The organism is Streptomyces sp. NPDC060049 (assembly GCF_042736715.1).
GTDB lineage: Bacteria > Actinomycetota > Actinomycetes > Streptomycetales > Streptomycetaceae > Streptomyces.
The window spans coordinates 171,178-195,167 of record NZ_JBHWVV010000001.1; the positions used below are offsets into that span (position 1 = coordinate 171,178).

The window sequence follows — 23,990 nt, forward strand, 5'->3', positions numbered from 1 at the left end:
CACACCCGCGACCTGGAGCGTCGCCACACCGCCCGGACCGACCTTCGCCTGCTTGGCACCCACCCCGGAACGCGTGTCCAGGAAGCGCGACGGCGTGATCGCCGTCAGCGCGGAGCCGGCGCCGGCCTTGTCGGTGTAGTAGCCGGTGACGTCGGCGATCAGGTCGACCGAGCCCGCGGAGTTGCGCAGGTCGACCTTCCCGTTGACGACCGGAACGGTCACCAGGTTCGGGACGATCTGCCCGGGCGAGTAGTTCAGGTTCGACACGTTCGGGACCGGCTGCCCGTTCGGATAGACCGTCACGTGCCCGAAGTCCGTCGGGTACACAGCCGTCACGTTCATCACGACCGCCGTCACACCATTGGCCGGGATGCCCTTCACACCCGCGACCTGGAGCGTCGCCACACCGCCCGGACCGACCTTCGCCTGCTTGGCACCCACCCCGGAACGCGTGTCCAGGAAGCGCGACGGCGCGACCGGGACGAAGCGGCTCTTCGCGGAGACGACCGGGGCCGTGACCGTGTAGGCCTTGGGGAGGTAGCCGGGGGAGGGCACGCCGTCGGTGTGCCCGATGCCGTCGAGCAGGACGTCGTAGGTGCCGGGCTCCAGCCCGTTGGTGTCGACCAGGACGTTGAGCTCGGTGCCGGCGGCGTTCACGGAGAGCGGGGTCATGACCGGCTGCGGGTCGCTCCAGCTACCGCTGCGGACCAGCTTCACCTTGGTGCCCAGGGTGAGTCCGGTGCCGCGGACGACGGCCCGGGTCTGCGTCCCGGCGGCGCCGGTCGCGGGGCTGATCGAGGTCGGGTCCTGGTTCGCCGGGCGCGTGCACCCGCTGTCGCAGACACCCTGCAGGCTGAACTCGACCGGCGTGACCGTCTTGTTGGGGCTGATCATCAGCACGGCCTGGCCCACGTCGGAGCTGTCGTAGGTCGCGCACCGGCCGCCGAAGGTGCCGTAGTTGTTCATGCACTGGTAGCCGAGGTACGAGTTGTCCCAGTGCGCGGCGCTCAACAGCGCCACGTTGGGCTTCTCCACGTCGGTGGCGCTGGTCGTGCCGAAGACGTTGAAGGCCTGCGAGGTCTTCACGTCGACCACGGCGCAGTAGGCCGTCGAGGACTCGGTGAGGGTTCCGCTGCGCACCGGGAAACCGTCGACCGAGATCCGGTTGGCGGCGCATTCCGGCGCCCAGCCGGCAGCCGTGCCGACCTTCCAGGCGTCGACGTTGGTGTGGATCGGCTTGTCCTTGTACCCGGAGGCGACCACGATCGCCACGTAGGACGTCGAACCGGTGACCCGGCAGGTGATCCCCCACTGCGTGCAGACCGTCTTGCCGCCCGCGTCGACGACCTTCATCACCGTGGAGGGGTCGTAGCGCGAGCCCAGGGTCCGCGCGCTCAGCCAGAACTTGTCCGCGGCGGTGCCGCCGACGCGGACGCAGCGTGCGTCCAGGGCCGAGGTCAGGTCGAGCGGCGTGGACGGGCCGCCGACCTTGGTGGAGGCGGGGGCGGTGCAGTCGGCGGTCGGCGAGATGTCCCGCCGGACCAGCTTGTACGTGTCCTCCCAGCCGGTGCCGACCAGCATCGCGGTGTACGGGACGCCCGCGGCCAGTACGCAGTTGGTGGTGGAGCTTCCCGCGGTCGAGCACGCCGTGTTGCCGGCGGGGTCGACCACCTGGACCGAGGCGTTGACCCGGTTCGCGATGTTGGCGTAGTCGAGCATCTCGGCGGTGGCGTGCTGGTTGGCCGGCAGGCTCAGGCACACCTGCTGGACGGCCTGGGTCAGCGAGGCCTCGGCGCCCCAGGATCCGCCGAAGCCGGACTGCGGCCACGCGGCGCAGCCGGCGGGCTCGCCGGTCCGGTGGACCAGCAGCTGATAGGCCCCGGCCGGGTCGCCGCTCAGCACCGCGCGGAACGGCGCGGTGCCGGTCAGCTTGCAGGCGGCGTAGGAGGAGCCCCGGCTGTCGCACTGCTCGGCGCCGGTGGCGTCGAAGACCTGGACGGCCACGCTGGTGCCCTCGGCGGGCGGCCGGTTGAGCAGGTAGAGGCCCTTGCCGGTGGCGGTCGGCAGGGTCAGGCAGAGCTGCTGCCCGGGGCCGCCGAACGTGCCGGTCACGGCTCCGGCCACCAGGCCGTTGTCGTGGGTCGCGGTGCAGCCGCGGGTCTCCTTGGCGGAGTGGAAGGCCATGCCGAAGGGGGCGGCGGCCTGGCTCGCGTCGGTGCGGCCGGGATCGACCGCCCAGGTGTGGTCGCCGACGGCGAGGTCACAGACGCCGGTAGCGGTGCAGGAGCTCGTGGACGGGGTGCCGTCGGCGGAGAACAGCCCGCCGTAGGGTGCTCCGGCGGCCGCGACCGGACCGAAGGTGTGCCGGGCGGCGGCCGTGACCCTCAGGGTCCGGCAGCGCGCCGTGGAGCCCAGGTCCGGGGAGACGCCGAAGGCCTGCGCCGTCACGACCGCGCAGCCCTCCGGGCGGGAGAGCCGGGCCAGGGTGAAGTCGTAGGTCTCCGCGGCCCCCGAGATCTGCTGCACCGTCACGCGGAACGGCGCGGTGCCCGTCAGCTTGCAGTCGAGCGGGTCGCTCTCGCGGTTCTGCGAGGAGCAGACCTGCTTGCCGGTGGCGTCGTAGACGGTCTGCAGGACCCGGTAGGAGGAGCTGTAGGAGCGCAGTACGTCGTTCACGGCCAGGTCGGTCGTGTAGCAGTCGCCCGGCGAGCCGGCCGGCAGCGAACCGTGGAACACGGTCGGGGCGCCCAGCGTGCGGTCTGCGGCGGCCACCGCCTTGCACGCGGTGGTGGAGAGCAGCGGGAGGTACGCCACCGAGAGGGCGTTCTCCATGCCGCTGTCGTTGCGGACCTCGACCGTGTAGGTGCCCGCCTGGCCGGTCGCACAGCGGATCTCGCCGCTGGTGTACTCGCGGACGCTCTCACAGGCGACCGCGGTGCCGTCGGGTGCGATCAGCCGGGGATAGACCGTCTGCGCCGAGACGGCCTGGAGGAACACCAGGTCCTTCTGCTGCGGCAGGGTGAGCGCGAAGGAGACGGTCTTGTACGGCTCGACCACGCAGTCGACCGGGGTGTGCGGAGCGAGGTCCTTGGGACAGGTGGCCGCCGGGTCGCCCTCCTGGAGCGAGCGCACTGCGGCGTCCCGGTCGGCCTTCGGGTCCGGCTTCGGCGCGGCCTTCGGCCCCGGCGCGGACTTCGACCCGGGCTGCGGGGCCGGCGCGGCCTGGCCCGCGCCGGCGTCCGGCTGCGGCGCGGCGGCGGCCACGGGCCGGGCCGGCGCTGCGAAGGCGGGCCCGCTCTGGCCCACCAGAGAAGTCAGGACGGCTGCGAGGAGGGCCCCCGAAGCGACCGCCGCGCGACCGCTCCTCCCCCTCCCGCGCCACCGTCTCGTGCCGTTCGGCAACAGATGCATGTGTGTCCCCCCGCGTGATCCGGCCCGCCCGGCCACCACGGGCAGGGGGGCTACTTCCCTGCGGGAGGGTGGCACGGCGCCTGACCGGGGTGCGACGGGTTTTCGTAGGGAGCTGTCTATCAGCAGGCCTACGGGGCGGTAACCCCGGGCCCCGCCTGACGCGTGAGCTCGGATCCGGCTCTGAATTCCGCACCGTGCCGGCCCGCTTGCCCGCCCCGCGCCGACTGCCCGGAAATGCAGAAGATCCCGCCCGGTCTTCCGACCGGGCGGGATCTTCTTTGTCTGTGGACCTGTGGGGATTTGAACCCCAGACCCCCTCGATGCGAACGAGGTGCGCTACCAGACTGCGCCACAGGCCCTTGCGACGTGTGAAACATTAGCATCCCCTCGCGGGTGCTCCAAAACCGGTTCCGGGGAGCGTCCGCGCAGGTCATCGATCACTCGTTCGCGGCGCGCGGGCGCTCGTCGCCCTCGTACTGGTCGAACAGCGGCGTGCGGGACGCGTCACGGGCGCGGGGCGTGCGGGGGGCGGGCTGGGCTCGAAGGCGCGGCTCCGTCGGCTCGGCCGTGCTGGAGCGCGTCGCGCTCCAGGGGTCCGGTGTGGCCGGGCCGGTGGCGCGCGGGGCGACCGGCGCCGTCACGTACGTCGGCAGCGGGACCGGGACGGGCTCCCAGCTGTCACCGCGGGCGGGGCCGCGCTCGCGTTCGCGCTGCTGGTCCACCCATTCGGCGTGGTCGGTCTGCTCGACCAGGGCGCGCCGGCCCGCCTCCTGCGGGGAGACGGGTGGAGCGGGGTCCGGTTCGGAGCCGGCCGCCGCCTCGGACTCCCGGCGGCGGGGGCGGTTCTCGCGGAGCCGGCGGGCGGCCGCTTCGGCGCGCCGCCGGTCCATGGTGAACTCGTAACGTCGGCGCTCCTGGACCCGCAGGTGCACGATGTACGTGCTCAGCAGCAGGGCGGGGAGGGCCGGGGCCCACAGGTAGCGCAGTCCGCCGACGGCGGCGACGACCGCGCCGAGGGTGAAGACCAGGAAGAGCAGCGCGGTGGTGCGCCGGCGGCGGGCCAGGACGACCAGGCGCTGCTCGCGGCGGGCCCGTTCCGCGCGGTCGGCCCGCTCGGAGGCGGCCGATCTCGGCTCCGACCGGGTGGGCGGGGGCACGACGACTGCCCGGGCGTCGGCGGCGTCCACGGAGTTCACCGTTTCCGTCGCGGCGTCCGGGTCCGCGGGGGGCTGGGGCTGCGCCTCTTCGTCACCGCGCTCACGCAGTCCCTTGGCGTAACGGCGCTCCATTCCCGCCCGGCCGGAAAGCAGCCGGATGGCGGTGGAGAAGCGTTCCGTCGGACGGGCTTCGTTCAGCTCGTCCTGCCTCCGGAGCCACATGGGCACCAAGTAGGCGGCCCAGGCCCCGACAATGACTGCGTAGATGAGGCCGCTGCTGCTCACACCCCACACCGTAGAGGGGCGCGGCCGGGCGGATCCGCCAATTGGGGCGGCGTGTCGCGCGATCTCGCTGATATCACGGACTTTTTTTGTGATTCTTCGGATCAGGTTATGGGCGAATCGGTCATTGAGCGAAAGAATTCGAACAGATATCGGATTCTTATGAGCCGGGCGACGCGGGCCCGTGCGGGTGGCGCTCCCGCTGCCAACGGCGCAGCAGTCCCTCCCGCACCTCCTCCGCCGTCAGCGCGTACACGAGGTGATCGCGCCACGCGCCGTCGATGTGCAGGTAGCGCGGGCGCAGCCCCTCCTCGCGGAAACCGAGCTTCTCCACCACCCGACGGCTCGGGCCGTTCTCCGGGCGGATGCACACCTCGACGCGGTGCAGGCCGACCTGGGTGAAGCAGTGGTCCACCGCCAGTGCGACCGCCGTCGGCATCACCCCGCGCCCGGCCACCTCGCGGTCCACCCAGTAGCCGACGTGGCCCGCGCACATCGATCCCCAGGTGATCCCGGCGACCGTCAGCTGACCCACCAGGCGCCCCTGGTACTCGATGACGAAGGGCAGCATGCGCCCCGCGTTCGCCTCTGCCCGCAGGTGGCGGACCATCTGGCGGTACGTCGGCCGCTGGACCACGGGCCCCCAGGGCGCGGGCGGCGGGATGGTCGCCTCCCACGGCCGGAGCCAGTCGCGGTTGCGCCGGTTGACCTCGCGCCAGGCGGTCTGGTCCCGCAGCTTTATCGGCCGGAGGGTGACCTCGCCGTCCGACAGCACCACCGGCCAGGAGGGGCCGTTCAGCTCGCGCTCCCTGTGCTTCTGCCGGGGGGCGCGGGGTGGTCGCCGCCCCGGATCTGGTCGACGGCGTGGAGCAGGACGCGGGACAGGACGGCGATCCCGTCGCGCACCCCGCCCGTCGAACCCGGCAGGTTCACGATCAGGGTGTGGCCGGCCACGCCCGCGAGCCCCCGCGACAGGGCCGCGGTCGGCACCGTCGCCAGGGACTCGGCACGGATCGCCTGCGGGATGCCCGGGATCTCGTAGTCCAGGACCCGGGCGGTGGCGTCCGGGGTCCGGTCGGTCGGGGAGATGCCGGTGCCGCCGGTGGTGAGGATGACGTCGTAGCCGGCGGCCACTCCCTCGCGCAGGGCCGCCTCGACGGGGTCCCCGTCGGGGACCACGCGCGGGCCGTCCACGGCGAAGCCGAGCGCGCGCAGCCCGTCGGCGAGCACCGGGCCGCCCCTGTCGGCGTAGACGCCCTTCGAGGCGCGGTTGGACGCGGTGACGACCAGCGCGCGCGGCGACGGGGCCGCGGGCGGGTCGGGCGTCACGGCCGGTTCCCGACCGGGCCCGTGGCTGTGGCTGTGGACCTCGCCGCCGCGCGGGGCGTTCACGAACGCGCCCAGTCGCCGGACTTGCCGCCCGTCTTCTCCTCGACCCGCACGTCCGTGATGACCGCGCCCTTGTCGACGGCCTTCACCATGTCGATGACGGTGAGCCCGGCGACCGCGACGGCGGTCAGCGCCTCCATCTCGACGCCCGTGCGGTCGGTGGTCTTGACGGTGGCGAGGATCTCGACGGCGTCGTCGGCGACCGACAGGTCGACCTTCACGCCGGAGACGGCCAGCGGGTGGCACAGCGGGATCAGGTCGGGGGTCTTCTTCGCGCCCATGATCCCGGCGATCCGCGCGGTGGCGAGCGCGTCGCCCTTGGGTACGCCCTCTCCGCGCAGCAGCTCGATCACTCGGGGGGAGACGAGGACGCGCCCGCTGGCCCGCGCCGTCCGGGTGGTGACGTCCTTCTCCGAGACGTCGACCATCCGGGCCGCGCCCGCCTCGTCGATGTGCGTCAGCCTGGTGCCGCCGGCGCCGCCGGCGCCGCTTTGCGTACTCATATCTGCGTGCCGCTCCCGTCCGGGCCCCGCAAGGGCCTGTGTGGTGCAACACGCTACCCGCATCCGCCCGGCCTCAGCCGAGCAGGACCACTTCCAGCTCGGCGCCGGGCTCCACCGAGGTCACGTCCTCCGGTACGACCATCAGCGAGTCGGCGTGCGCCAGCGCGGCGATCAGGTGCGAGCCCGATCCGCCGACCGGGCTGACCGTGCCGCTCACGGCGTCGTACTTGCCACGCAGGAACTGCCGGCGGCCCGCCGGGGAGCCGATCGCCTTGTCGGCCTTAAGCACCGCGCGCACGCTCGGCCGGCTGACCTCGGAGGCGGGCAGGCCCATCAGGGCGCGGATCGCGGGGCGCGCGAACAGCTCGAAGGAGACGTAGGAGGACACCGGGTTCCCCGGCAGGGCGATCAGCGGGGTGTGGTCGGGGCCGATGGTGCCGAAGCCCTGGGGCTTGCCGGGCTGCATGGCGAGCTTGCGGAAGTCGATGCCGGCGCCGTCCACGTCCTCGTCCCCGGTGGAGACGGCCGTGAGCGCTTCCTTGACCACGTCGTACGCGCCGACGCTGACCCCGCCCGTGGTCACCAGCAGGTCGGCCCGGATGAGCTGGTCCTCGATGGTGGAGCGCAGGGTGTCGGCGTCGTCCGCGACGGCGCCGACCCGGTAGGCGATGGCTCCGGCGTCGCGCGCGGCGGCGGCCAGCGCGAAGCTGTTGGAGTCGTAGATCGTGCCGGACGTCAGCGCCTCGCCGGGCTGGACCAGTTCGCTGCCCGTGGACATGACGACGACGCGCGGGCGCGGCCGTACCCGTACGGTGCCCCGCCCGATGGCCGCCAGCAGTGCGATCTGCGGCGGGCCCAGGACCGTGCCCGCGGCGAGCGCGAGGTCCCCGGCCTGTACGTCGCTCCCGCGGGAGCGGACGTGCGCCCGCGCCTCGGCGGCGCGGTGGACCCGGACCTCGCCCGCGGCGCCCTCGGGCGACTCGCTGGCCGGGGTCATCCCGCGGGCCGCGCCCCCGCCCGTGCCGCCGTCGGTCCACTCGACCGGTACGACGGCTTCCGCGCCGGGGGGCAGCGGAGCGCCGGTCATGATGCGGGCCGCCTCGCCGGGGCCGACGGTCGGCAGTTCACCGCTGCCGGCCGCCACGTCCCCGATGACCGTCAGCACCGCGGGGAACTCCTCGCTCGCGCCCTGGACGTCGGCGGTCCGGACGGCGTAGCCGTCCATCGAGCTGTTGTCGAAGGGCGGGAGGGCGACGGGCACGGTGACGTCCTCGACGAGGACGCAGCCCTGGGCGTCCAGCAGCTGGAGCTCGATGGGTTCGAGCGGCCGGACGGTGGCGAGGACGTCGGCGAGGTGCTCGTCCACGGACCACAGGCGCTGGTGGCCGGTGTCCTGCGGTGCGGGGCTGGTCAAGGTGCTACATCTCCTCCGTGACGTAACGGTGAAGCCAGGTGCGGAACTCCGGGCCCAGGTCCTCACGCTCGCACGCGAGCCGGACGATGGCCCGCAGGTAGTCCCCGCGGTCCCCGGTGTCGTAGCGCCGGCCCCTGAAGACCACGCCGTGCACCGGGCCGCCGAGGGTCTCGTCGGCGGCAAGCTTCTGCAGGGCGTCGGTCAGCTGGATCTCTCCGCCGCGGCCCGGCTCGGTCTCCCGCAGTATGCCGAAGATCGCGGGGTTGAGGACATAGCGGCCGATCACCGCGAAATTGCTGGGCGCGTCCACCGCGTCCGGCTTCTCGACGAGGCCGGTGATGCGGACCACGTCCGCGTCGTGGGTGGCCTCGACGGCGGCGCAGCCGTACAGGTGCACCTGGGAGGGGTCCACCTCCATCAGCGCGACGACGGTGCCGCCGGTGCGCTGCTGGATCTCGCACATCTGGCGCAGCAGCGGGTCGCGCGGGTCGATGAGGTCGTCGCCGAGCAGGACGGCGAAGGGCTCGGTGCCCACGTGAGGTTCGGCGCACAGCACAGCGTGCCCGAGACCGCGCGGGTCGCCCTGGCGCACGTAGTGCATGGTGGCCAGGTCGCTCGATTCCTGGACCTTCTTCAGCCGGTCGTCGTCGCCCTTGGCGATGAGCGCGGATTCCAGCTCGTAGTTGCGGTCGAAGTGGTCTTCGAGAGCACGCTTGTTGCGACCCGTGATCATCAGTATGTCGTCGAGGCCGGCCGAGACGGCCTCCTCGACGACGTACTGGATGGCCGGCTTGTCCACAACCGGGAGCATTTCCTTGGGTGTCGCTTTTGTTGCGGGAAGAAAGCGAGTACCGAGGCCCGCGGCCGGGATGACGGCCTTCTTGATCACGGGGTGCAACTGAGTCATGCGCGGAACAATAGTCGCTCGCGGACACCGCCACGGAGAAGTACAGGTGAATATGTTCAAATTTGCACCACCAGTGAAGGAGACCAGCCACCCGTGGTAGCGAACCAGCCTCCCCGGGCCAAGACGGACCTGCGCCGCGAACTCCTCGGCGCCCGCCGGGCCCTGTCCCCCGACTCCCTGCGCACGTCGGCCCGCGCCCTGTCCCGGTCCGCTCTCGAACTGCCCGAACTGCTCGGCGCGCGGACCGTGGCGGCCTACGTCTCCGTGGGTTCCGAGCCCGGCACCCGCGAACTGCTCGACGCCCTGCGGGCTTCCGGGAAGCGGGTGCTGCTGCCCGTCCTGCTGCCCGACAACGACCTCGACTGGGCGGCGTACGAGGGCCCGGGGAGCCTGGCCGAGACCGCGCACCCCGGGAAGATGAAGCTCCTGGAGCCCGCCGGTCCGCGCCTCGGCCCGGACGCGGTGACCGGCGCCGACGCGGTGTTGCTGCCCGGACTCGCCGTGGACCGGCGCGGGATGCGGCTGGGCCGGGGCGGAGGCTCGTACGACCGGGTGCTGGAGCGGCTGGAGCGCGCCGGGGCGCATCCCGCGCTCGTCGTGCTCCTCTACGACCACGAGGTGGTCGCGCGGGTCCCGGAGGAGCCGCACGACCACCCCGTGCGGGCGGTGGCCACCCCGTCGGGGGTGGTGCGCTTCTGAGGCCTCGTCGCCGCTACGGCGTCAGCTTCAGGGTGTCGACCGTGGCCTTGTCCACGGCCTCCTTGCCGAAGGGCCAGTCCAGCAGCTCGCCCTTGGCCCACAGGGTCGTCTGATCCGTGTAGTGGTCGTGGTAGGCGTGCCCCGAGGCGCCCGTGAGGTTGATCCAGCGGGACTTGTCGAGGTCGTTCAGGTTCACGACCATCCGCATCGACGGCACCCAGGTGACCCCGTACCCGCTCGAAGCGTTCCAGCCGGTCGCGTTGACGGTGGCCTCGCCGCCGCCCAGGTTCCACGGCCCGCGGTTGAGGAGCCACTGGAGGTAGCCCGGGCCCTCGGTGCCGATCGTCTGGTTCTTCAGCATCAGCTGGTGCAGCCGGCCCCAGCTCCAGGTCGACTGGTCCTTGCCGAGCTTGGCGGTCAGCTCCCAGCGGGCGTCCTTCATGGCCCGCGCGAAGAGCTGGTCCCGGGTGGTGGTGGCCGGCACGGTGCGGCCGACGGCCGGCGCCTGCCACCACTTGGAGTTCTCGTCCTTGGCCAGGCGGCGGACCACCTCGAACCAGCGGTCGCCGCCGTCGGGCTGCGCCGAGTCGGAGTCGCGCATGCCGCACTCGCGGACCATCTTGGCGAGGTCGTCGGCCGGGCCGGTCGTCTGCTCGGGGACGTTCATGCAGCTGCCCTTGACGCGCAGCTCCTTGGGCATCTTGTCGCCGAAGGCCAGCTTGAGGATGTTGCGCCAGACCGCGTTGAAGTACGCGGCCGCCGCCGAGTCGGGCTCCTGGGTGTAGTTCCAGCCCTCCAGGAGCTTCTGCGCGGCGCGGACGTCCGGGTCCGAGACGTCGATCTTGGCCAGCATCGGGGTGAGCAGCGCGGCGATCTCGCTGCTGTTGTCCATCTGCATGGTGCGCATGTCGTCGGTGGAGATCTTGCCGCTGTCCTTGATCTTCGCCTCGATGAGGTCGTTGATCCGCTGGCTGCGGGCGCCGTAGCCCCAGTCCGTGGTCAGCAGGTACGGGTACTTGCCGGGGCCGGTGCCGCTTTCCACGACCGCCTGGTTCGCGGTGACGATGTAGCCGCGGGGCGGGTTGAGGTCGTACGGCATCTCGTCCTGCGGGATCCAGCCCGCGGTGGAGTCCTTGGTGCCCTTCCAGGCGTACTTCGAGTCCCAGCCGGGTGCCGGCATGGAGCCGTCCGCGCCGCCGCCGCGGATCGGGATGCGGCCCGGTGCCTGGTAGCCGATGTTGCCGTTGGCGCCCTTGCCGTCGGCGTAGATCAGGTTCTGGGAGGGGACCTCGAAGTCGCGGGCCGCGGCACGGAACTCGGTGAAGTTCTTGGCCCGGTCGATCTTGAAGACGGCGTCCATCGACTTGCCGGGGTCCAGGGCGGTCCAGCGCAGGGCGACGCCGTATCCGTTGCCGCGGTCGGGCGCGGAGCTGGCGACGGGGGCACGGGCGCCGACCGAGGTGATCTCGTCGCTGCGGTCGGAGATCAGCGGGCCGTTGTTGGTGCTCCGCACCGTGATCTTCTTCTCACCGCCGCCGGCGATCTTGATGACCTCTTCGCGGGTGGCGAAGGGGAGCACCTTGTTGTCGTAGACGTAGCCCTCGGGCTTGATCTGCTCCAGGTAGAGGTCCGTGACGTCGGCACCGAGGTTGGTCATGCCCCAGGCGATGTCGGCGTTGTGGCCGATGACCACCCCGGGCATGCCGGAGAAGGTGTAGCCGGCGACGTCGTACTGGCAGGCGGCCGAGACCGACCGGCAGTGCAGGCCCATCTGGTACCAGACCGAGGGCAGCTGCGGGGCGAGGTGCGGGTCGTTCGCGAGCAGCGGCTTGCCGGTGGTCGTGTACTTGCCCGAGACGACCCAGGAGTTCGAGCCGATGCCGCTGCCGGCGGGGCCGAGGATCGCGGGGATCTCGTCGAGGGTGTCGGCCAGCGCGCTCAGCTGGGTGCGCAGGCCCACGGTCGCGCCCTGGGCGGTGGCGTTGCCGGCCAGGCCGCTGTGGCCCGTCCCGGCGGAGGCCGAGGCCGAGGAGGCCTGGGAGCCGACGGCGGTGCCCTGGCCGCCGGAGGCCGAGGGGGCCTGCGGGGTGTACTTGCCGCCCGCGACGGAGCCGCCCTCGACGATCGTCTTGTTCCGGTCGAAGGGGTACTGCGGGTAGAGCTCGGCGATCTCCTGCTGCGAGAGCCTGTCCGTCATCAGGGCACGGTCGATCTCGTCCTGCATGTTGCCGCGCAGGTCCCACGCCATCGCCTTGAGCCAGGCCACCGAGTCGACCGGGGACCACTGCTCGGGCTCGTAGTCGTCACTGAGCTTGAGAGCGGCGTGCTCGACGGAGAGGTCCTTGCCGGACTTCCCCTTCAGGTACGCGTTGACCCCGTCGGCGTAGGCCTGCAGGTTCTTCTTCGTCTCCGGGGAGAGCTTCTCCTTGTACTCCTGCTCCGCGACCTGGCGCCAGCCCAGGGTGCGCAGGAAGGCGTCGGTCTCGACCTGGCCGGCGCCGAACATCTCCGACAGCCGCCCCGAGGTCATGTGGCGGCGGACGTCCATCTCCCAGAACCTGTCCTGCGCGTGCACGAAGCCCTGTGCGCGGAAGAGGTCGTCGTCGGTGTCGGCGTACAGCTGGGGGATTCCGTTGGCATCGCGCTTGACGTCCACGGTCCCGGCCAGGCCGGGCACCGCGAGGGAGCCGGTGGTCTGCGGGAACGAGGCACGCACGGTGTCCACGCTCCAGTACGCCCCGTACCCGAAGCCCGCGACGAGCGCCAGGACCAGGACGAGCACGATCAGACGGGCGCGTCGTCCCTTCTTCTTGACGGAAGGGGCGGTTTCGTTGGCGGGCATCGCTGTCCTTAGAGGGGCAGGGTGGTCCTGGGAGTACTGGGAGCAACCATAGGCGCAGGACCGGGTGCGGTGATCCGCCAGGGGTCGAGGTGATTGCGAGAGGTCGTGAGGACAGAGCTCCGCGGGCGTTTCACAATGTGGCTATCGAGTAAAGGGCACGTCAAAGATTAGGTAAGGTAACGAAGTACTTGCCGTTCGTGCCCGTGCCGGATCGATCCGTCAGCCCGACGCCCGTCGTTCCGTCATCGCCAGGCACGTCGAGGAAAGGGCCGCCCGCTGACTGTCCACACGCTCAATGAGCTCCTGCTGGTCTGCTCGCTCGTGTTGCTCGTCGCCGTCGCGGCGGTACGCGTCTCCTCGCGCAGCGGACTTCCCAGCCTGCTCATTTACCTCGGCATAGGCGTCGCGATAGGCCAGGACGGAATCGGCAACGTCGTGTTCGACAACGCCGAGCTGACCCAGGTCATCGGCTACGCCGCGCTCGTCGTGATCCTCGCCGAGGGTGGTCTGGGCACCAAGTGGAAAGAGATCAAGCCGGCCCTGCCGGCCGCGATCGTGCTGTCGCTGGTCGGCGTCGCCGTCAGCGTCGGCGTGACCGCCGCCGGCGCGCACTACATCGTCGGGCTCGAATGGCGTCAGGCCCTGCTGATCGGCGCGGTCGTCTCCTCGACCGACGCGGCGGCGGTCTTCTCCGTCCTGCGCAAGGTCCCGCTGCCCTCCCGGGTGACGGGTGTGCTGGAAGCCGAGTCCGGGTTCAACGACGCCCCCGTCGTCATCCTGGTCGTGGCCTTCTCGACCGTCGGACCGGTCGACGAGTGGTACGTCCTGATAGGCAAGATCGCCCTGGAGCTGACGATCGGCGCCGCGATCGGCCTGGCCGTGGGGTTCCTGGGCTCGTACGGGCTGCGGCACGTCGCCCTTCCCGCCTCCGGCCTCTACCCGATCGCCGTCATGGCGATCGCCATCACGGCGTACGCGGCCGGAGCGATGGCGCACGGCTCCGGCTTCCTCGCGGTGTACCTGGCGGCGATGGTCCTCGGCAACGCGAAGCTGCCGCACTGGCCCGCCACCCGCGGGTTCGCGGACGGACTCGGCTGGATCGCCCAGATCGGCATGTTCGTCCTGCTCGGCCTGCTGGTGACCCCGCACGAGCTGGTCCACGACTTCTGGCCGGCCGTCGTCATCGGGCTGGTGCTGACGATGGTGGCGCGACCGCTGGAGGTCTTCGTCTCACTGCTGCCGTTCCGGGTGCCCTGGCAGGAGCAGGCGCTGATGTCGTGGGCGGGCCTGCGCGGCGCGGTGCCCATCATCCTGGCGACGATCCCCATGGTGTCTGGGATCGAGGGCAGCGAGCGCGTCTTCAACATCGTCTTCGTCCTGGTCGTGGTCTACACCCTCGTGCAGGGTCCGACCCTGCCCTGGCTAGCCCGCAAGCTGAAGCTCGGCGACGGCGCCGAGTCGGCCTCCGACCTGGGGATCGAGTCGGCGCCGCTGGAGAAGCTGCGCGGGCACCTGCTGTCCTTCTCGATCCCGCCGGCCTCGCGGATGCACGGCGTCGAGGTGAGCGAGCTGCGACTGCCGCCCGGGGCCTCCGTCACGCTGGTCGTCCGGGACGCCAAGAGCTTCGTACCGGCGCCCGCGACCGTACTGCGCCGCGGGGACGAACTGCTTGTCGTGGCCACGGACCCGGTGCGGGACGCGGCGGAGGCGAGGCTGCGGGCGGTGGCCCGGGGCGGCAAGCTGGCGGGGTGGCTGGGGACGGGCGAAGAACCTCCCAGCCGGTAGCCGCAGCGGCATGGCCGAGGGCTCTTTCGCGATTCCGCGGGTTAGAGCGCCACTCTAATTCGGCCATTTTCGATGGCGTGCACCCGCATTCGCCTACCCATAGGCGGGACCGGAATGCGAAGTTCCAGTTAATCGCAGGTGAAGACACACTCTGTAGCCGTAATCACAGGGCATAGAACCCGGTCCACCTGTACGATAAAGGCACACCATCGAACCAACTCTGCCTGACGCAGAGCTGGCGCGACCGCAAAGCGGCCGTGGCCCCCCGCAGTGGGCGCCCAGGTATCACTCGGTTCTGCGCAAGAGGACAGCTCTCGGGGCTCCCACATGTACGGGTGCGACCGCTCACAAGGCGGTGCATCGTCCGCAGACGGGGAGTTCTACCAGGCAGCGGAAAGGCCAGGCCGTGACATCCGCGGTCACGACCGACACGTCCGCCCGCCCCGGCTACGGGCAGCTCCTGCGCACCCCCGGCGCCCTCGGCTTCGTCCTCCCGGGATTCGCCGCACGGCTCCCCTTCGGCATGCTGACGATCAGCATCCTGCTCCTCGTCCAGCACACCACCGGCTCCTACGGCAGCGCCGGCATCGTCGCCGCCGTCACCGGCATCTCCATGGCGCTGTTCGCCCCCGTCATGGGCAAGCTCATCGACCGCCGCGGCCAGAGCGCCGTGCTGGTCCCGGTGGCCCTCACGCACGCGGCCGCCGTCAGCTCCCTGGTGGCGTTCGCGCTGCTGGGCGCGCCCGTCTGGGCGCTCGCGCTGGCGGCCGTCCCCGCCGGCGCGTCCGTCCCGCAGGTCGGCCCCATGGTCCGGTCCCGCTGGGCGGCCAAGCTCGAGGGCTCCCCGCTGCTGTCGACGGCCGCCGCGTTCGAGTCCGTCACCGACGAGTTCACCTTCGTCGTCGGCCCGGTGCTGGCCACCGCGCTGTGCACCGGCGTCCACCCCGCGGCCGGTCTGGCCACCGAGGCCGCGCTGACGCTGATCGGCGGCCTGCTCTTCGCCGCCCAGCGCGCCACGCAGCCGGGGCCGGTCGCCCGTCCGGCGAACGGCGAGAAGCACGCCTCGGCCATGTCGTTCCACGGCCTGCGCGTCCTGATCGTCGCCTTCATCGGCATCGGCGCCGTCTTCGGCGGCATGCAGGTCTCGCTCGCCGCCTTCTCCGAGGAGATCGGCAACCCCGGCGCCAACGGCCTGCTCTACGGGGTCTTCGCCGCCGGCAACATGATCGCCGGCATCGCCTGCGGGGCCATCGCCTGGAAGATCGGCCCGCGCCGCCGCCTGATCCTCGGCTACGTCGGACTCACGGCGGCCGCCTCGGTCCTGTGGGCCGCCGACTCGATGATCCTGCTCGGCGCGCTCGGCCTGGTCGTCGGCCTGTGCATCGCCCCCGCGCTGATCACCGGCTACACCATGGTCGAGCAGCTGATCCCGGCCGCCTCACGGACCGAGGCCTTCACCTGGCTCACCGGCGCGGTCGCCTTCGGGCAGGCCGGCGCCGTGACCGTGGCCGGCCGCCTGACGGACGCGCACGGATCCTCGTACGGCTTCCTCGTGCCCCTGGTGGCCACCGCGCTCGCGCTGGCCATCCTGCTGGCGCTGCGTGCGAAGCTGGCCCCGAAGGCCCCGAGCCGGATCATCGGCTCATCACGTCCGGACGCCTCGATCGCACCCTCCGCGGGAGTGAACGAGCGTGGTCTGGGTCACCGCGTGCCGGTGACGGTGGACTGATCCGCCGGAATACGTCACCATGGAGCGTCGTTAGCACTCATTGAGTGAGAGTGCCAGGAGGAAATTCGTGCCGACCTACCAGTACCAGTGCACCGAGTGCGGTGAGGGCCTTGAGGCCGTGCAGAAGTTCACCGACGACGCGCTGACCGTGTGCCCGAGCTGTGACGGACGCCTGAAGAAGGTGTTCTCCGCGGTCGGCATCGTCTTCAAGGGATCCGGTTTCTACCGGAACGACAGCCGCGGCGCTTCGTCGAGCAGCACCCCTGCCTCGAAGCCGGCGTCGACGCCCGCCGCCACCCCGGCCGCGTCGTCCTCGTCGACGTCTTCTTCGTCGTCCTCGACCTCGACTTCGTCGTCGTCGAGCACCTCGGCTGCCTGACCCGCCCGACCGCTTCACCGAAGGCCCTGCCGTCCTTGCCGACGCCGGGGCCTTCGGCCTGCCCGGTTAGGGTGGGGCGCATGGCGAATGCAGAGATCGGTGTCATCGGCGGATCGGGTTTCTACTCCTTCCTGGAGGACGTGTCCGAGATCCAGGTGGAGACGCCCTACGGCCCCCCGAGCGACTCCTTGTACCTGGGTGAGCTCGCCGGACGGACGGTGGCGTTCCTGCCGAGGCACGGCCGGAGCCACACGGTACCCCCGCACAAGATCAACTACCGGGCCAACCTGTGGGCTCTGCGCTCGGTCGGCGTCCGCCAGGTGCTGGGCCCGTGCGCGGTGGGCGGCCTGCGCCCCGAATACGGCCCGGGCACACTGCTCGTCCCCGACCAGCTGGTCGACCGTACGAAGTCCCGCGCGCAGACCTTCTTCGACGGCGAGCCCCTGCCCGACGGATCCGTCCCGAACGTCGTGCACACCACCTTCGCCGACCCGTACTGCCCGGTGGGCCGCTCCGTAGCGCTGGCGGCGGCGCGCGGGCGGCAGTGGGAGCCGGTGGACGGCGGCACCATGGTCGTCATCGAGGGGCCCCGCTTCTCGACGCGCGCCGAGTCGCGCTGGCACGCGGCGGCCGGCTGGTCGGTCGTCGGCATGACCGGCCACCCGGAGGCGGTCCTCGCGCGCGAGCTGGGCCTCTGCTACACCTCGATGGCGCTGGTCACGGACCTGGACGCGGGCGCCGAGACGGGCGAGGGGGTCTCCCACACGGAGGTCCTGAAGGTCTTCGGCGAGAACGTCGGACGCCTGCGCGAAGTCCTCTTCGACGCGGTGGCGGCCCTGCCCGCAACCGAGTCGCGCGCCTGCCTGTGCACCCACGCGCACGACGGCTGGGACCTGGGCATCGAGCTCCCGTAGGCCTGCCGTCGAGGTCCCCCGCCCCGGGGGTCTCCCCGAGGTCGCCGGGCCGGACACTGGCGGGATGGACATCAGCACCGCCGATCGCCGGGTCATCGTCGCCCTCGACTTCGCCGACCGCTCCGACGCCGAGGCCCTCGTGGCACGCCTGGGGGAATCCTGCGGCTCGTACAAGGTCGGCCTGGAACTGCTGACCGCCGCGGGGCCCGACCTCGTGCGCGAACTCGTCGGTCGGGGCCACGAGGTCTTCCTCGACCTGAAGCTCTTCGAGATCCCGAACTCCGTGGCGGGAGCCGTCCGCGCCGCCGGCGCGCTGGGCGCCTCCATGGTGACCGTGCACTCCATGGGCGGTACGGGGATCATGGCGGCCGCGGTGGAGGCGGCTCGGGAGTTCCCGGCACTCCGGGTGCTCGCGCTGACGGTGGTCACGAGCATGACCGGGAGCGACCTGGCCGACGTCGGCATCGGCGCGGACCCCGACGAGCAGGTGCTGCGGCTGGCCCGGCTGGCGGCGGAGGCCGGATGCGACGGGGTGATCGCGTCGCCCCGGGAAGCGGGGCCGCTGCGGGCTCTGCTGGGGCAGGGCCCCCTGATCGTCACACCGGGCGTCACGCTCTCCGACGGGGTCCCGCCGGACGGTGACACGGGTGGGCACGTCCGCGCCGGCAGTCCTCGGGCGGCGTTCGGGGCCGGGGCCTCGCACGTCGTCGTGGGCCGGTCGGTGACGCGGGCGGCGGATCCGGTGGCGGCGCTGCGGCGGATCGCCGCCTATCGCGGCGGGCGGTAACCCCTGGGGGTGACGGCGATATCCACAGCTTGGGGATTGTCCACAGGCCCGAGCGGGAGTCGGTGGGACGGCGGATGGTGAGGGGTGTCCGGGCGCTGGGTCCGGGCATCGGATCCGTCTCGTCAGGTGGTGGCCGTCATGACCGCGAAGTCCCGTATCCCCCGTACCCCTTCACTGCCTTCGCTCCCCTCCCTTCCTTCCCTCGCCTCGTCCCCCACGCACACCGACACCCACGCCCACGTCCACACCCGCGTTCACCCCTCCCCCGTCCCCCGTCCCTCCTCCGCTACGTGTCCCCCCGCACGTCCCGTTCCGCACTTCCCGCCGCTGCGCGTGGGCCGGGGCGGCGACCGCCTGCGCAGGGCCGTGCGGCGCCGGAGGCGCGGCGCCGCCGCCGGGCTGGCCGTGGCGGCGGCCGTGCTGGCGGTGGGCGGGACCGATGCCCAGGCCTCGCGGGGCTCCGCGCCGCCCGGGGCGGGGCCCTCCCGGGGAGCGGCGTCCCCGGCTGCGGTGCGGCTGGTCTCGGCGCCGGTGCGCATCGCGGACGCGGCCACGGTGCGCCTGCTGCGGCCCGGCGACCGGGTGGACGTGGTCGCGGCGGAACGCGGGGGACCACCGCGGGTGGTGGCGGCGGGGGCCCGGGTTGCCGAAGTGCCGGAAGCGGAGAAGGGTGTCGGGGACGGCGGGGCCCTGGTGGTCCTGTCCGTGCCGCGGGAGACCGCGCGGGCTCTCGTGGGGGCGGGCACGGTGTCCCGACTGGCGGTGACACTGTGCTGAATCGCACAGGCGCGCCGTCAAGTCGCCTCGAAGTGGGGGCCGATTGGATACCCCGGACCCGGACTGCCGTAGCTTTCGGAACCGTTGGCTCCATGTTCGGCAGATACGAAGAAAGGCTCGGTAGTGAGCAAGCAGAAGAAGGAGAGCGTTCTGGCGGGCTTCAAGGCCTTCCTGATGCGCGGCAACGTGGTCGACCTGGCGGTCGCCGTCGTGATCGGTGCCGCGTTCACGAACATCGTGAACTCCGTGGTGAAGGGCATCATCGGCCCGCTGGTCGGCGCCATCGGGACGAAGAACCTGGACGTCTACTCCTCGTGCCTGAAGGACCCTTGCGGCATCGACGCGAAGGGCGAGCCCACGGGCGTCAACATCCTGTGGGGCTCGGTGCTGAACGCGACGCTCAGCTTCCTGATCACCGCCGCGGTCGTCTACTTCCTGATGGTCCTGCCGATGGCCAAGTACCTGGCCAAGCTGGAGCAGCGCCGCAGGGCGAAGGAAGGCGTCCAGGAGACCATGGAGATCACCGAGCTGGTCGTCCTCAAGGAGATCCGCGACGAGCTGATCGCCCAGCGCGGCGCGGGCGGCGGCAGCACCGGTGTGAACTCCGGCTCCTCGGGGCCCCGGGGGTTCTAACCGGTCCCCCGGCTCAGACGTGGTGCGGCGGCTTCTCGTCGAGGAAGCGGGCCAGGTCGGCCGCGCTTCCGCCGGCGGGCGGCCGCTCGCCCCAGCCCCGGTCGGTGTCGTCCGAGGACTGCTGGTCCAACGGGTCGTCGAAGACCAGCCGGGGCTTCGGCCCGGGCCGCGCCGCGGGCTTCGCGGCCTGCGGGCCGCGGGGGTCCTGTGCGTCCGTCGGGTCCTGCGGATCGGTGGCGGGGGCGTCGCTCATGCCTCCAGGGTACGGCCGCCCCCCGCCACCGGCTCCGATCCGCTGGGCCGCCCCTTTCGGATCTCGTCGGCCCGGCAAGATCCGAAAGAGAAGGCCTGGAGCCGCGCGCCTCGCCCGCGCGGGCCCGTGGGGCTGCTGTCCTGGACGGCATGGCCCTGGCTTACGTACCCATGACCGCCCGCAGCCGGGACGAGAACCACCGCGCCGCGACCCCGCTGGAGCTCTTCTTCGACCTCTGTTTCGTCGTCGCGGTGGCGCAGGCCGGAGCGCGCCTGGTGCACGCGCTCGCCGAAGGCCATCCCCTCACGGGGGTGATCGGCTACTTCTTCGTCTTCTTCGGCGTGTGGTGGGCGTGGATGAACTTCACGTGGTTCGCCTCCGCCTACGACGTCGACGACGTCCCCTACCGGATCGCCACGCTCGTCCAGATCTCGGGCGTGCTCGTCTACGCGGCGGGCGTGAGCCAGGCCTTCGACCGGAACGACTGGACGGTGGCCGTCATCGGCTACCTGATCATGCGCGTGGCGCTCACCGCCCAGTGGCTGCGGGCCGCCGCCTGCGAGCGCGGCGAGGCCCGCGCGGCGGCCCTGAAGTACGCGGCGGGACTGGTCCTGTGCCAGGCCGGCTGGGTGGCGCTGCTGTTCGCGCCGGACGGCGCCAAGCGCTGGCTGTTCCTGATCCTGGCCGCGGCGGAACTGCTGGTCCCGGTGCTGGCGGAGCGCGGGCACCGGACCCCGTGGCACGCCCACCACATCGCGGAGCGGTACGGCCTGTTCACGATCATCGTGCTGGGCGAGACGATCGCGGCGAGCACGGTGGCGGTGCAGTCGGCGATCGTGGAGCACGAGGCGCTGGGCGAGCTGCTGCCCATCGCCGCCGGCGGGCTGCTGATCGTCTTCGCCGCGTGGTGGATCTACTTCGCGGCTCCGGTGCACGAGCGCCTGACCTCCAACCGGGAGGCGATCCCGTGGGGTTACGGACACCTGCTGATCTTCGCCTCGGGGGCGGCCATCGGCGCGGGCATCGAGGTCGCGGTCGAGCACGCGGTCGGCACGGCGCACGTCTCGCAGGTTGCCGCGAACGCCGCCGTCACCGTCCCGGCCGCGCTGTTCCTGCTGATGGTCTGGCTGCTGCACTCCCGCCACTTCAAGCGGGGACTCACCGAGCAGCTGACGCTGCCGGTCTCCGCCCTCTTGGTGCTCGCCTGCGCCTGGGCGGGCCCGTACGCCGTCCTGTACGCGGGCCTGGTCTCGGCGGCGACGGTCGCGGTCGGCACCGCCCTGTCCCTGCGCGGCCGGCCCGGATCCGGCCCCGGCGCCCGACCCCGCCCCGCCGGCGTCTGAGGCGCGGGGGTCCGGGGACGGAGCCCCCGGCAACGGCGGCGCGCGGGACCGTCACTCCCGTGCCTCCCCGACCGTTTCCAGGCCATGACACTCCCCGCACAACGCCCCGGCCAAGACCCCGGCAGGGAACTCGCCGACCCTGCCTTCTGGCAGGCGCCCCCCGCCCACCGCCTGGCCGTCTTCGCCCGCCTACGGGCCCTGGACGCCCCCGTGTTCGTCCCCGAGGGGGCCGGGCACTGGGCCCTCGTACGGCACGCGGACGTGCAGGAGGCGAGCCGGCTCCCCAAGGTGTTCGCCAGCGCGCCCGGGGTGACGACGCCCGAGCCGGCCGGCTGGGTGCGGGCTCTGTTCGGGGACTCGATGGTCAACCTGGACGGCGCGGACCACGCCCAGCTGCGCAAGATCGTGCAGCGGGCCTTCACTCCGCGGCTGCTGGCGGCGGCCGAGGAGGACATCCACGCGGTGGCGGCACGCATCGTGGACGACGTACTGGCGGAGCGGCCGGACGAGTTCGTCTCGGCGGTGGCCTCCCGGCTGCCCCTGGAGGTCATCTGCAACATGATGGGCATCCCGGAGCGCTACCGCGCCGAGATCGCCGACCGCGTCAACCACGCCTCCGAGAACATCGGCGTGGAGCGGGCCCTCGCGTCCCGTCTGCGGATGCCCGGCCGCGGGCTGCGGGCCCTGGCCCGGATGCAGCGGATGGTGGCGGGCATCGGGCGGGAACGGCGCAAGAACCCCACCGACGACCTGATCTCGGCGCTGGTCTGCGCGAACGTGGACGGCCAGGCGCTCGGAGCACGACAACTCGGCGCCTTCTTCTCCCTGTTGATGGTGGCCGGGGTGGAGACCACCCGCAACGCCATCACGCACGGCCTGACCCTGCTGACCGACCATCCCGACCAACGCGACCTGCTGCTGCAGGACTTCGAGGCGCATGCGGACGGCGCGGTGGACGAGATGATCCGCCACTCCACGCCGATCATCCAGTTCCGCCGGACGGTCGTCGCCGAACACACCCTGCGCGGGCACTTGTTCACGCCGGGCGACAAGGTGGTGCTGTACTACGCCTCCGCCAACCGCGACGAGGACGTCTTCCCCGACCCGGACGCCTTCGACATCACCCGCTCCCCCAACCCCCACCTGGGGTTCGGCGGCGGCGGGCCGCACTTCTGCCTGGGCGCGCACCTGGCCCGTGTGGAGATGAAGGCGCTCTTCCGCGAGCTGCTGACCCGCCCGGTCGGCCTGCGCGCGGTGGGCCTGCCCGATCTCGCGGGCTCCAGCTTCGACAACAGGGTCCGCTCCCTGCGCTTCGCCTTCGAACGACCCGAGTAGTCCTGCGGGGAGGGGGCCGCGCGGCGGCCCCGAGGGACCGCGCCGGGAAGGCCGGCCGGCCACCGGGCGGGCTGGGAGCCCGGCGGCCGGAGCGGGGGGCCTCTCGCGGTGCGCGGACGCTACTTCTGCAGGCGCCGCACCGCGAGGACGGCGTGGGCGCTGCCGGTGAGCACCGACTCGTCGCCCGCGAACGCCTGGAGCGTCTCCGGCGCGACGGGCTGGCCGGGGACCGCCTCGGGCCAGGCGCGGGTGGCGAAGAGGAAGTACGCCTGGCCGCTGTCGTCCGCCGCCTTGACCCACTCCGGCGGGGCGATGCACTTCGCGTTCATGCCCGGGAGGGTCAGGGCGATCTGGTTGCCCTCCAGGAGGATCTGCACCGGGAAGGCGGCCGGGTTGCGGACGCCGTCCATCACCACGTCGCCGATGGGCAGGCCGATCTCCTCCAGCAGCCCGCGGGCCGCCGCCTCGCTCGCCGCCGGTCCGTCGGGGCCGTCCCCGAGGATGTAGGCGAGGAGGTAGGGGATGTCGTGCGCCTCTTCGGGGTCGCCGATCCACGCGAGCACCGAAAGGGTGCCGAGCTTGGAGCGGTCGATTTCGGCTTGCGTAGAAGTCATGCGCGCACCTTAGTGGCCCGGCCCCCGGCCCATTGACGGCGTTTCACCCGGCCGGGCTATACCGCCCAGGATCCCCCTGCGGAATTCGCCCGCATGTTCGCGTCCTGATACTGGAGCCGCACGATGCGCGCGTTTTCCGGAATTTCGAACACCACCCATCCTTCGGCCCGCTCACCGACGGCGAGGGAATCGAAGACGAGCGGTTTGCCGGTCGTGAGCTCCCCGGTGGGCACCACCGCGTGGCGCTGCCCCGCACCGTCGAGCGCCCACATGCGCCCGAGGGCCCCGTACGAGGCCCCGCCGACGTTGACGAACGACATGGAGGCGGCCACCCAGCGCTTGCCGGCCGCCGGGGCGAAGTTCTTCTCCACGGAGACCGCGGGGTCGACGAAGGCGTTGAGCACCACTTGGAGGTGGCGGCCGAACTCTCGGCCCTCTACCCGTACGGAGTCACCCACATGGGCATCCTTCGACGCCGCCCGCACCACCCCCTCCCGCTCGCCCCCGGGGTCGTCCCCCGGGCCCGGCAGGCCGTCGTCCACCGGTACGGCGGGCACCGCGGCGGGGGCGAGCGCGGCCCCCTCGGGGGCGCCGGAGCAGGCCGTGGCGCCCCACAGCAGGAGCGGGAGGAGGACGGCGGCGAATACGGAAGCGGGTGCGGAGCGACGACGCATGCGGGATCCCTTCGGGGATCTTCGGGGACGTATTCCGGCCAGTCTCACGCGCCCGAGCGGGCAATTGCACACACCGACACGAGCACACGGAACGCATTGCCCTCCATATGCCAGCACAATGCGTTCCGGCGGAATTCCGCAACCCCTTGCCCACCTCGTCCAA

At 72.0% G+C, this 23,990-nt stretch carries 21 protein-coding genes and 1 tRNA gene; 10 read left to right on the forward strand and 12 right to left on the reverse strand.

Annotated elements, in window-relative coordinates; translation table 11 throughout:
- The 8 genes from ACFWBY_RS00685 to galU all read right to left on the reverse strand — a co-directional run.
- On the reverse strand, window positions 1–3,306 hold a 3,306-nt coding region (locus tag ACFWBY_RS00685), incomplete at its 3' end, for a hypothetical protein (protein ID WP_385409607.1).
- A 390-nt stretch (window positions 3,307–3,696) separates the two neighbouring features.
- Window positions 3,697–3,770 (reverse strand) — tRNA-Ala (locus ACFWBY_RS00690).
- 78 nt (window positions 3,771–3,848) lie between these two features.
- Window positions 3,849–4,853: a hypothetical protein gene (locus ACFWBY_RS00695; protein WP_385334776.1), complete on the reverse strand. Its 1,005-nt coding sequence runs from the start codon at window positions 4,851–4,853 to the stop codon at window positions 3,849–3,851.
- Window positions 4,854–5,010: 157 nt separating this feature from the next.
- On the reverse strand, window positions 5,011–5,628 hold the full coding sequence (locus ACFWBY_RS00700) for a GNAT family N-acetyltransferase (RefSeq protein WP_385334778.1): 618 nt from the start codon (window positions 5,626–5,628) through the stop codon (window positions 5,011–5,013).
- A 17-nt stretch (window positions 5,629–5,645) separates the two neighbouring features.
- Window positions 5,646–6,179 (reverse strand): molybdenum cofactor biosynthesis protein B, encoded by a 534-nt coding sequence (locus ACFWBY_RS00705; protein ID WP_385334780.1) that lies wholly within the window; start codon window positions 6,177–6,179, stop codon window positions 5,646–5,648.
- A gap of 59 nt (window positions 6,180–6,238) precedes the next feature.
- Complete coding sequence (moaC, locus tag ACFWBY_RS00710; protein ID WP_385334782.1) at window positions 6,239–6,742, reverse strand: cyclic pyranopterin monophosphate synthase MoaC; 504 nt, start codon at window positions 6,740–6,742, stop codon at window positions 6,239–6,241.
- A gap of 73 nt (window positions 6,743–6,815) precedes the next feature.
- Window positions 6,816–8,156, reverse strand: coding sequence for a gephyrin-like molybdotransferase Glp (glp, locus tag ACFWBY_RS00715; RefSeq protein WP_385334784.1), 1,341 nt, complete (start codon window positions 8,154–8,156; stop codon window positions 6,816–6,818).
- A 4-nt stretch (window positions 8,157–8,160) separates the two neighbouring features.
- Entirely contained in the window at window positions 8,161–9,063 is a 903-nt protein-coding gene (galU, locus tag ACFWBY_RS00720) for a UTP--glucose-1-phosphate uridylyltransferase GalU (protein ID WP_385334786.1), read from the reverse strand.
- Between the two features lie 93 nt (window positions 9,064–9,156).
- Here galU and ACFWBY_RS00725 point away from each other — a divergent pair, with 93 nt between their 5' ends.
- Window positions 9,157–9,762 (forward strand): 5-formyltetrahydrofolate cyclo-ligase, encoded by a 606-nt coding sequence (locus ACFWBY_RS00725; protein ID WP_385334788.1) that lies wholly within the window; start codon window positions 9,157–9,159, stop codon window positions 9,760–9,762.
- Window positions 9,763–9,775: 13 nt separating this feature from the next.
- Here the strand turns inward: ACFWBY_RS00725 and ACFWBY_RS00730 are convergent, their stop codons facing one another.
- Window positions 9,776–12,604, reverse strand: a complete 2,829-nt coding sequence (locus tag ACFWBY_RS00730; RefSeq protein WP_385334790.1) for a penicillin acylase family protein — start codon at window positions 12,602–12,604, stop codon at window positions 9,776–9,778.
- Window positions 12,605–12,814: 210 nt separating this feature from the next.
- Between ACFWBY_RS00730 and ACFWBY_RS00735 the strand changes: the two genes are divergently transcribed.
- The 7 genes from ACFWBY_RS00735 (at window position 12,815) to ACFWBY_RS00765 (ending at window position 19,608) form a co-directional block, all read left to right on the forward strand.
- On the forward strand, window positions 12,815–14,389 hold the full coding sequence (locus ACFWBY_RS00735; RefSeq protein WP_385334833.1) for a potassium/proton antiporter: 1,575 nt from the start codon (window positions 12,815–12,817) through the stop codon (window positions 14,387–14,389).
- A 406-nt stretch (window positions 14,390–14,795) separates the two neighbouring features.
- Window positions 14,796–16,118 (forward strand): MFS transporter, encoded by a 1,323-nt coding sequence (locus ACFWBY_RS00740; protein WP_385334792.1) that lies wholly within the window; start codon window positions 14,796–14,798, stop codon window positions 16,116–16,118.
- A gap of 67 nt (window positions 16,119–16,185) precedes the next feature.
- Window positions 16,186–16,497 carry an FmdB family zinc ribbon protein gene (locus ACFWBY_RS00745; protein WP_385334794.1) on the forward strand — a complete coding sequence of 104 codons (312 nt, stop codon included), beginning with the start codon at window positions 16,186–16,188 and terminating at the stop codon, window positions 16,495–16,497.
- A gap of 80 nt (window positions 16,498–16,577) precedes the next feature.
- Window positions 16,578–17,411, forward strand: coding sequence for an S-methyl-5'-thioadenosine phosphorylase (locus ACFWBY_RS00750; protein ID WP_385334796.1), 834 nt, complete (start codon window positions 16,578–16,580; stop codon window positions 17,409–17,411).
- Window positions 17,412–17,475: 64 nt separating this feature from the next.
- Window positions 17,476–18,198, forward strand: a complete 723-nt coding sequence (gene pyrF, locus ACFWBY_RS00755) for an orotidine-5'-phosphate decarboxylase (protein WP_385334798.1) — start codon at window positions 17,476–17,478, stop codon at window positions 18,196–18,198.
- 138 nt (window positions 18,199–18,336) lie between these two features.
- Window positions 18,337–18,975, forward strand: coding sequence for a hypothetical protein (locus tag ACFWBY_RS00760; protein ID WP_385334800.1), 639 nt, complete (start codon window positions 18,337–18,339; stop codon window positions 18,973–18,975).
- A gap of 174 nt (window positions 18,976–19,149) precedes the next feature.
- Window positions 19,150–19,608 (forward strand): MscL family protein, encoded by a 459-nt coding sequence (locus tag ACFWBY_RS00765; protein WP_385334835.1) that lies wholly within the window; start codon window positions 19,150–19,152, stop codon window positions 19,606–19,608.
- 13 nt (window positions 19,609–19,621) lie between these two features.
- On the opposite strand, the gene ACFWBY_RS00770 is transcribed toward ACFWBY_RS00765, so the two are convergent.
- Entirely contained in the window at window positions 19,622–19,861 is a 240-nt protein-coding gene (locus tag ACFWBY_RS00770; protein WP_385334802.1) for a hypothetical protein, read from the reverse strand.
- A 149-nt stretch (window positions 19,862–20,010) separates the two neighbouring features.
- Between ACFWBY_RS00770 and ACFWBY_RS00775 the strand changes: the two genes are divergently transcribed.
- Together ACFWBY_RS00775 and ACFWBY_RS00780 are read left to right on the forward strand one after the other, a co-directional pair.
- The gene (locus tag ACFWBY_RS00775) at window positions 20,011–21,204 is read left to right on the forward strand and encodes a low temperature requirement protein A (RefSeq protein WP_385334804.1); all 1,194 of its coding nucleotides are present in this window, start codon (window positions 20,011–20,013) and stop codon (window positions 21,202–21,204) included.
- 84 nt (window positions 21,205–21,288) lie between these two features.
- Window positions 21,289–22,539: a cytochrome P450 gene (locus ACFWBY_RS00780; RefSeq protein WP_385334806.1), complete on the forward strand. Its 1,251-nt coding sequence runs from the start codon at window positions 21,289–21,291 to the stop codon at window positions 22,537–22,539.
- 119 nt (window positions 22,540–22,658) lie between these two features.
- Here ACFWBY_RS00780 and ACFWBY_RS00785 read toward each other — a convergent pair whose 3' ends face one another.
- Window positions 22,659–23,153 carry a DUF5949 family protein gene (locus ACFWBY_RS00785; RefSeq protein ID WP_385334808.1) on the reverse strand — a complete coding sequence of 165 codons (495 nt, stop codon included), beginning with the start codon at window positions 23,151–23,153 and terminating at the stop codon, window positions 22,659–22,661.
- 56 nt (window positions 23,154–23,209) lie between these two features.
- On the reverse strand, window positions 23,210–23,827 hold the full coding sequence (locus ACFWBY_RS00790; protein ID WP_385334810.1) for a DUF4352 domain-containing protein: 618 nt from the start codon (window positions 23,825–23,827) through the stop codon (window positions 23,210–23,212).
- Window positions 23,828–23,990: the final 163 nt, after the last annotated feature.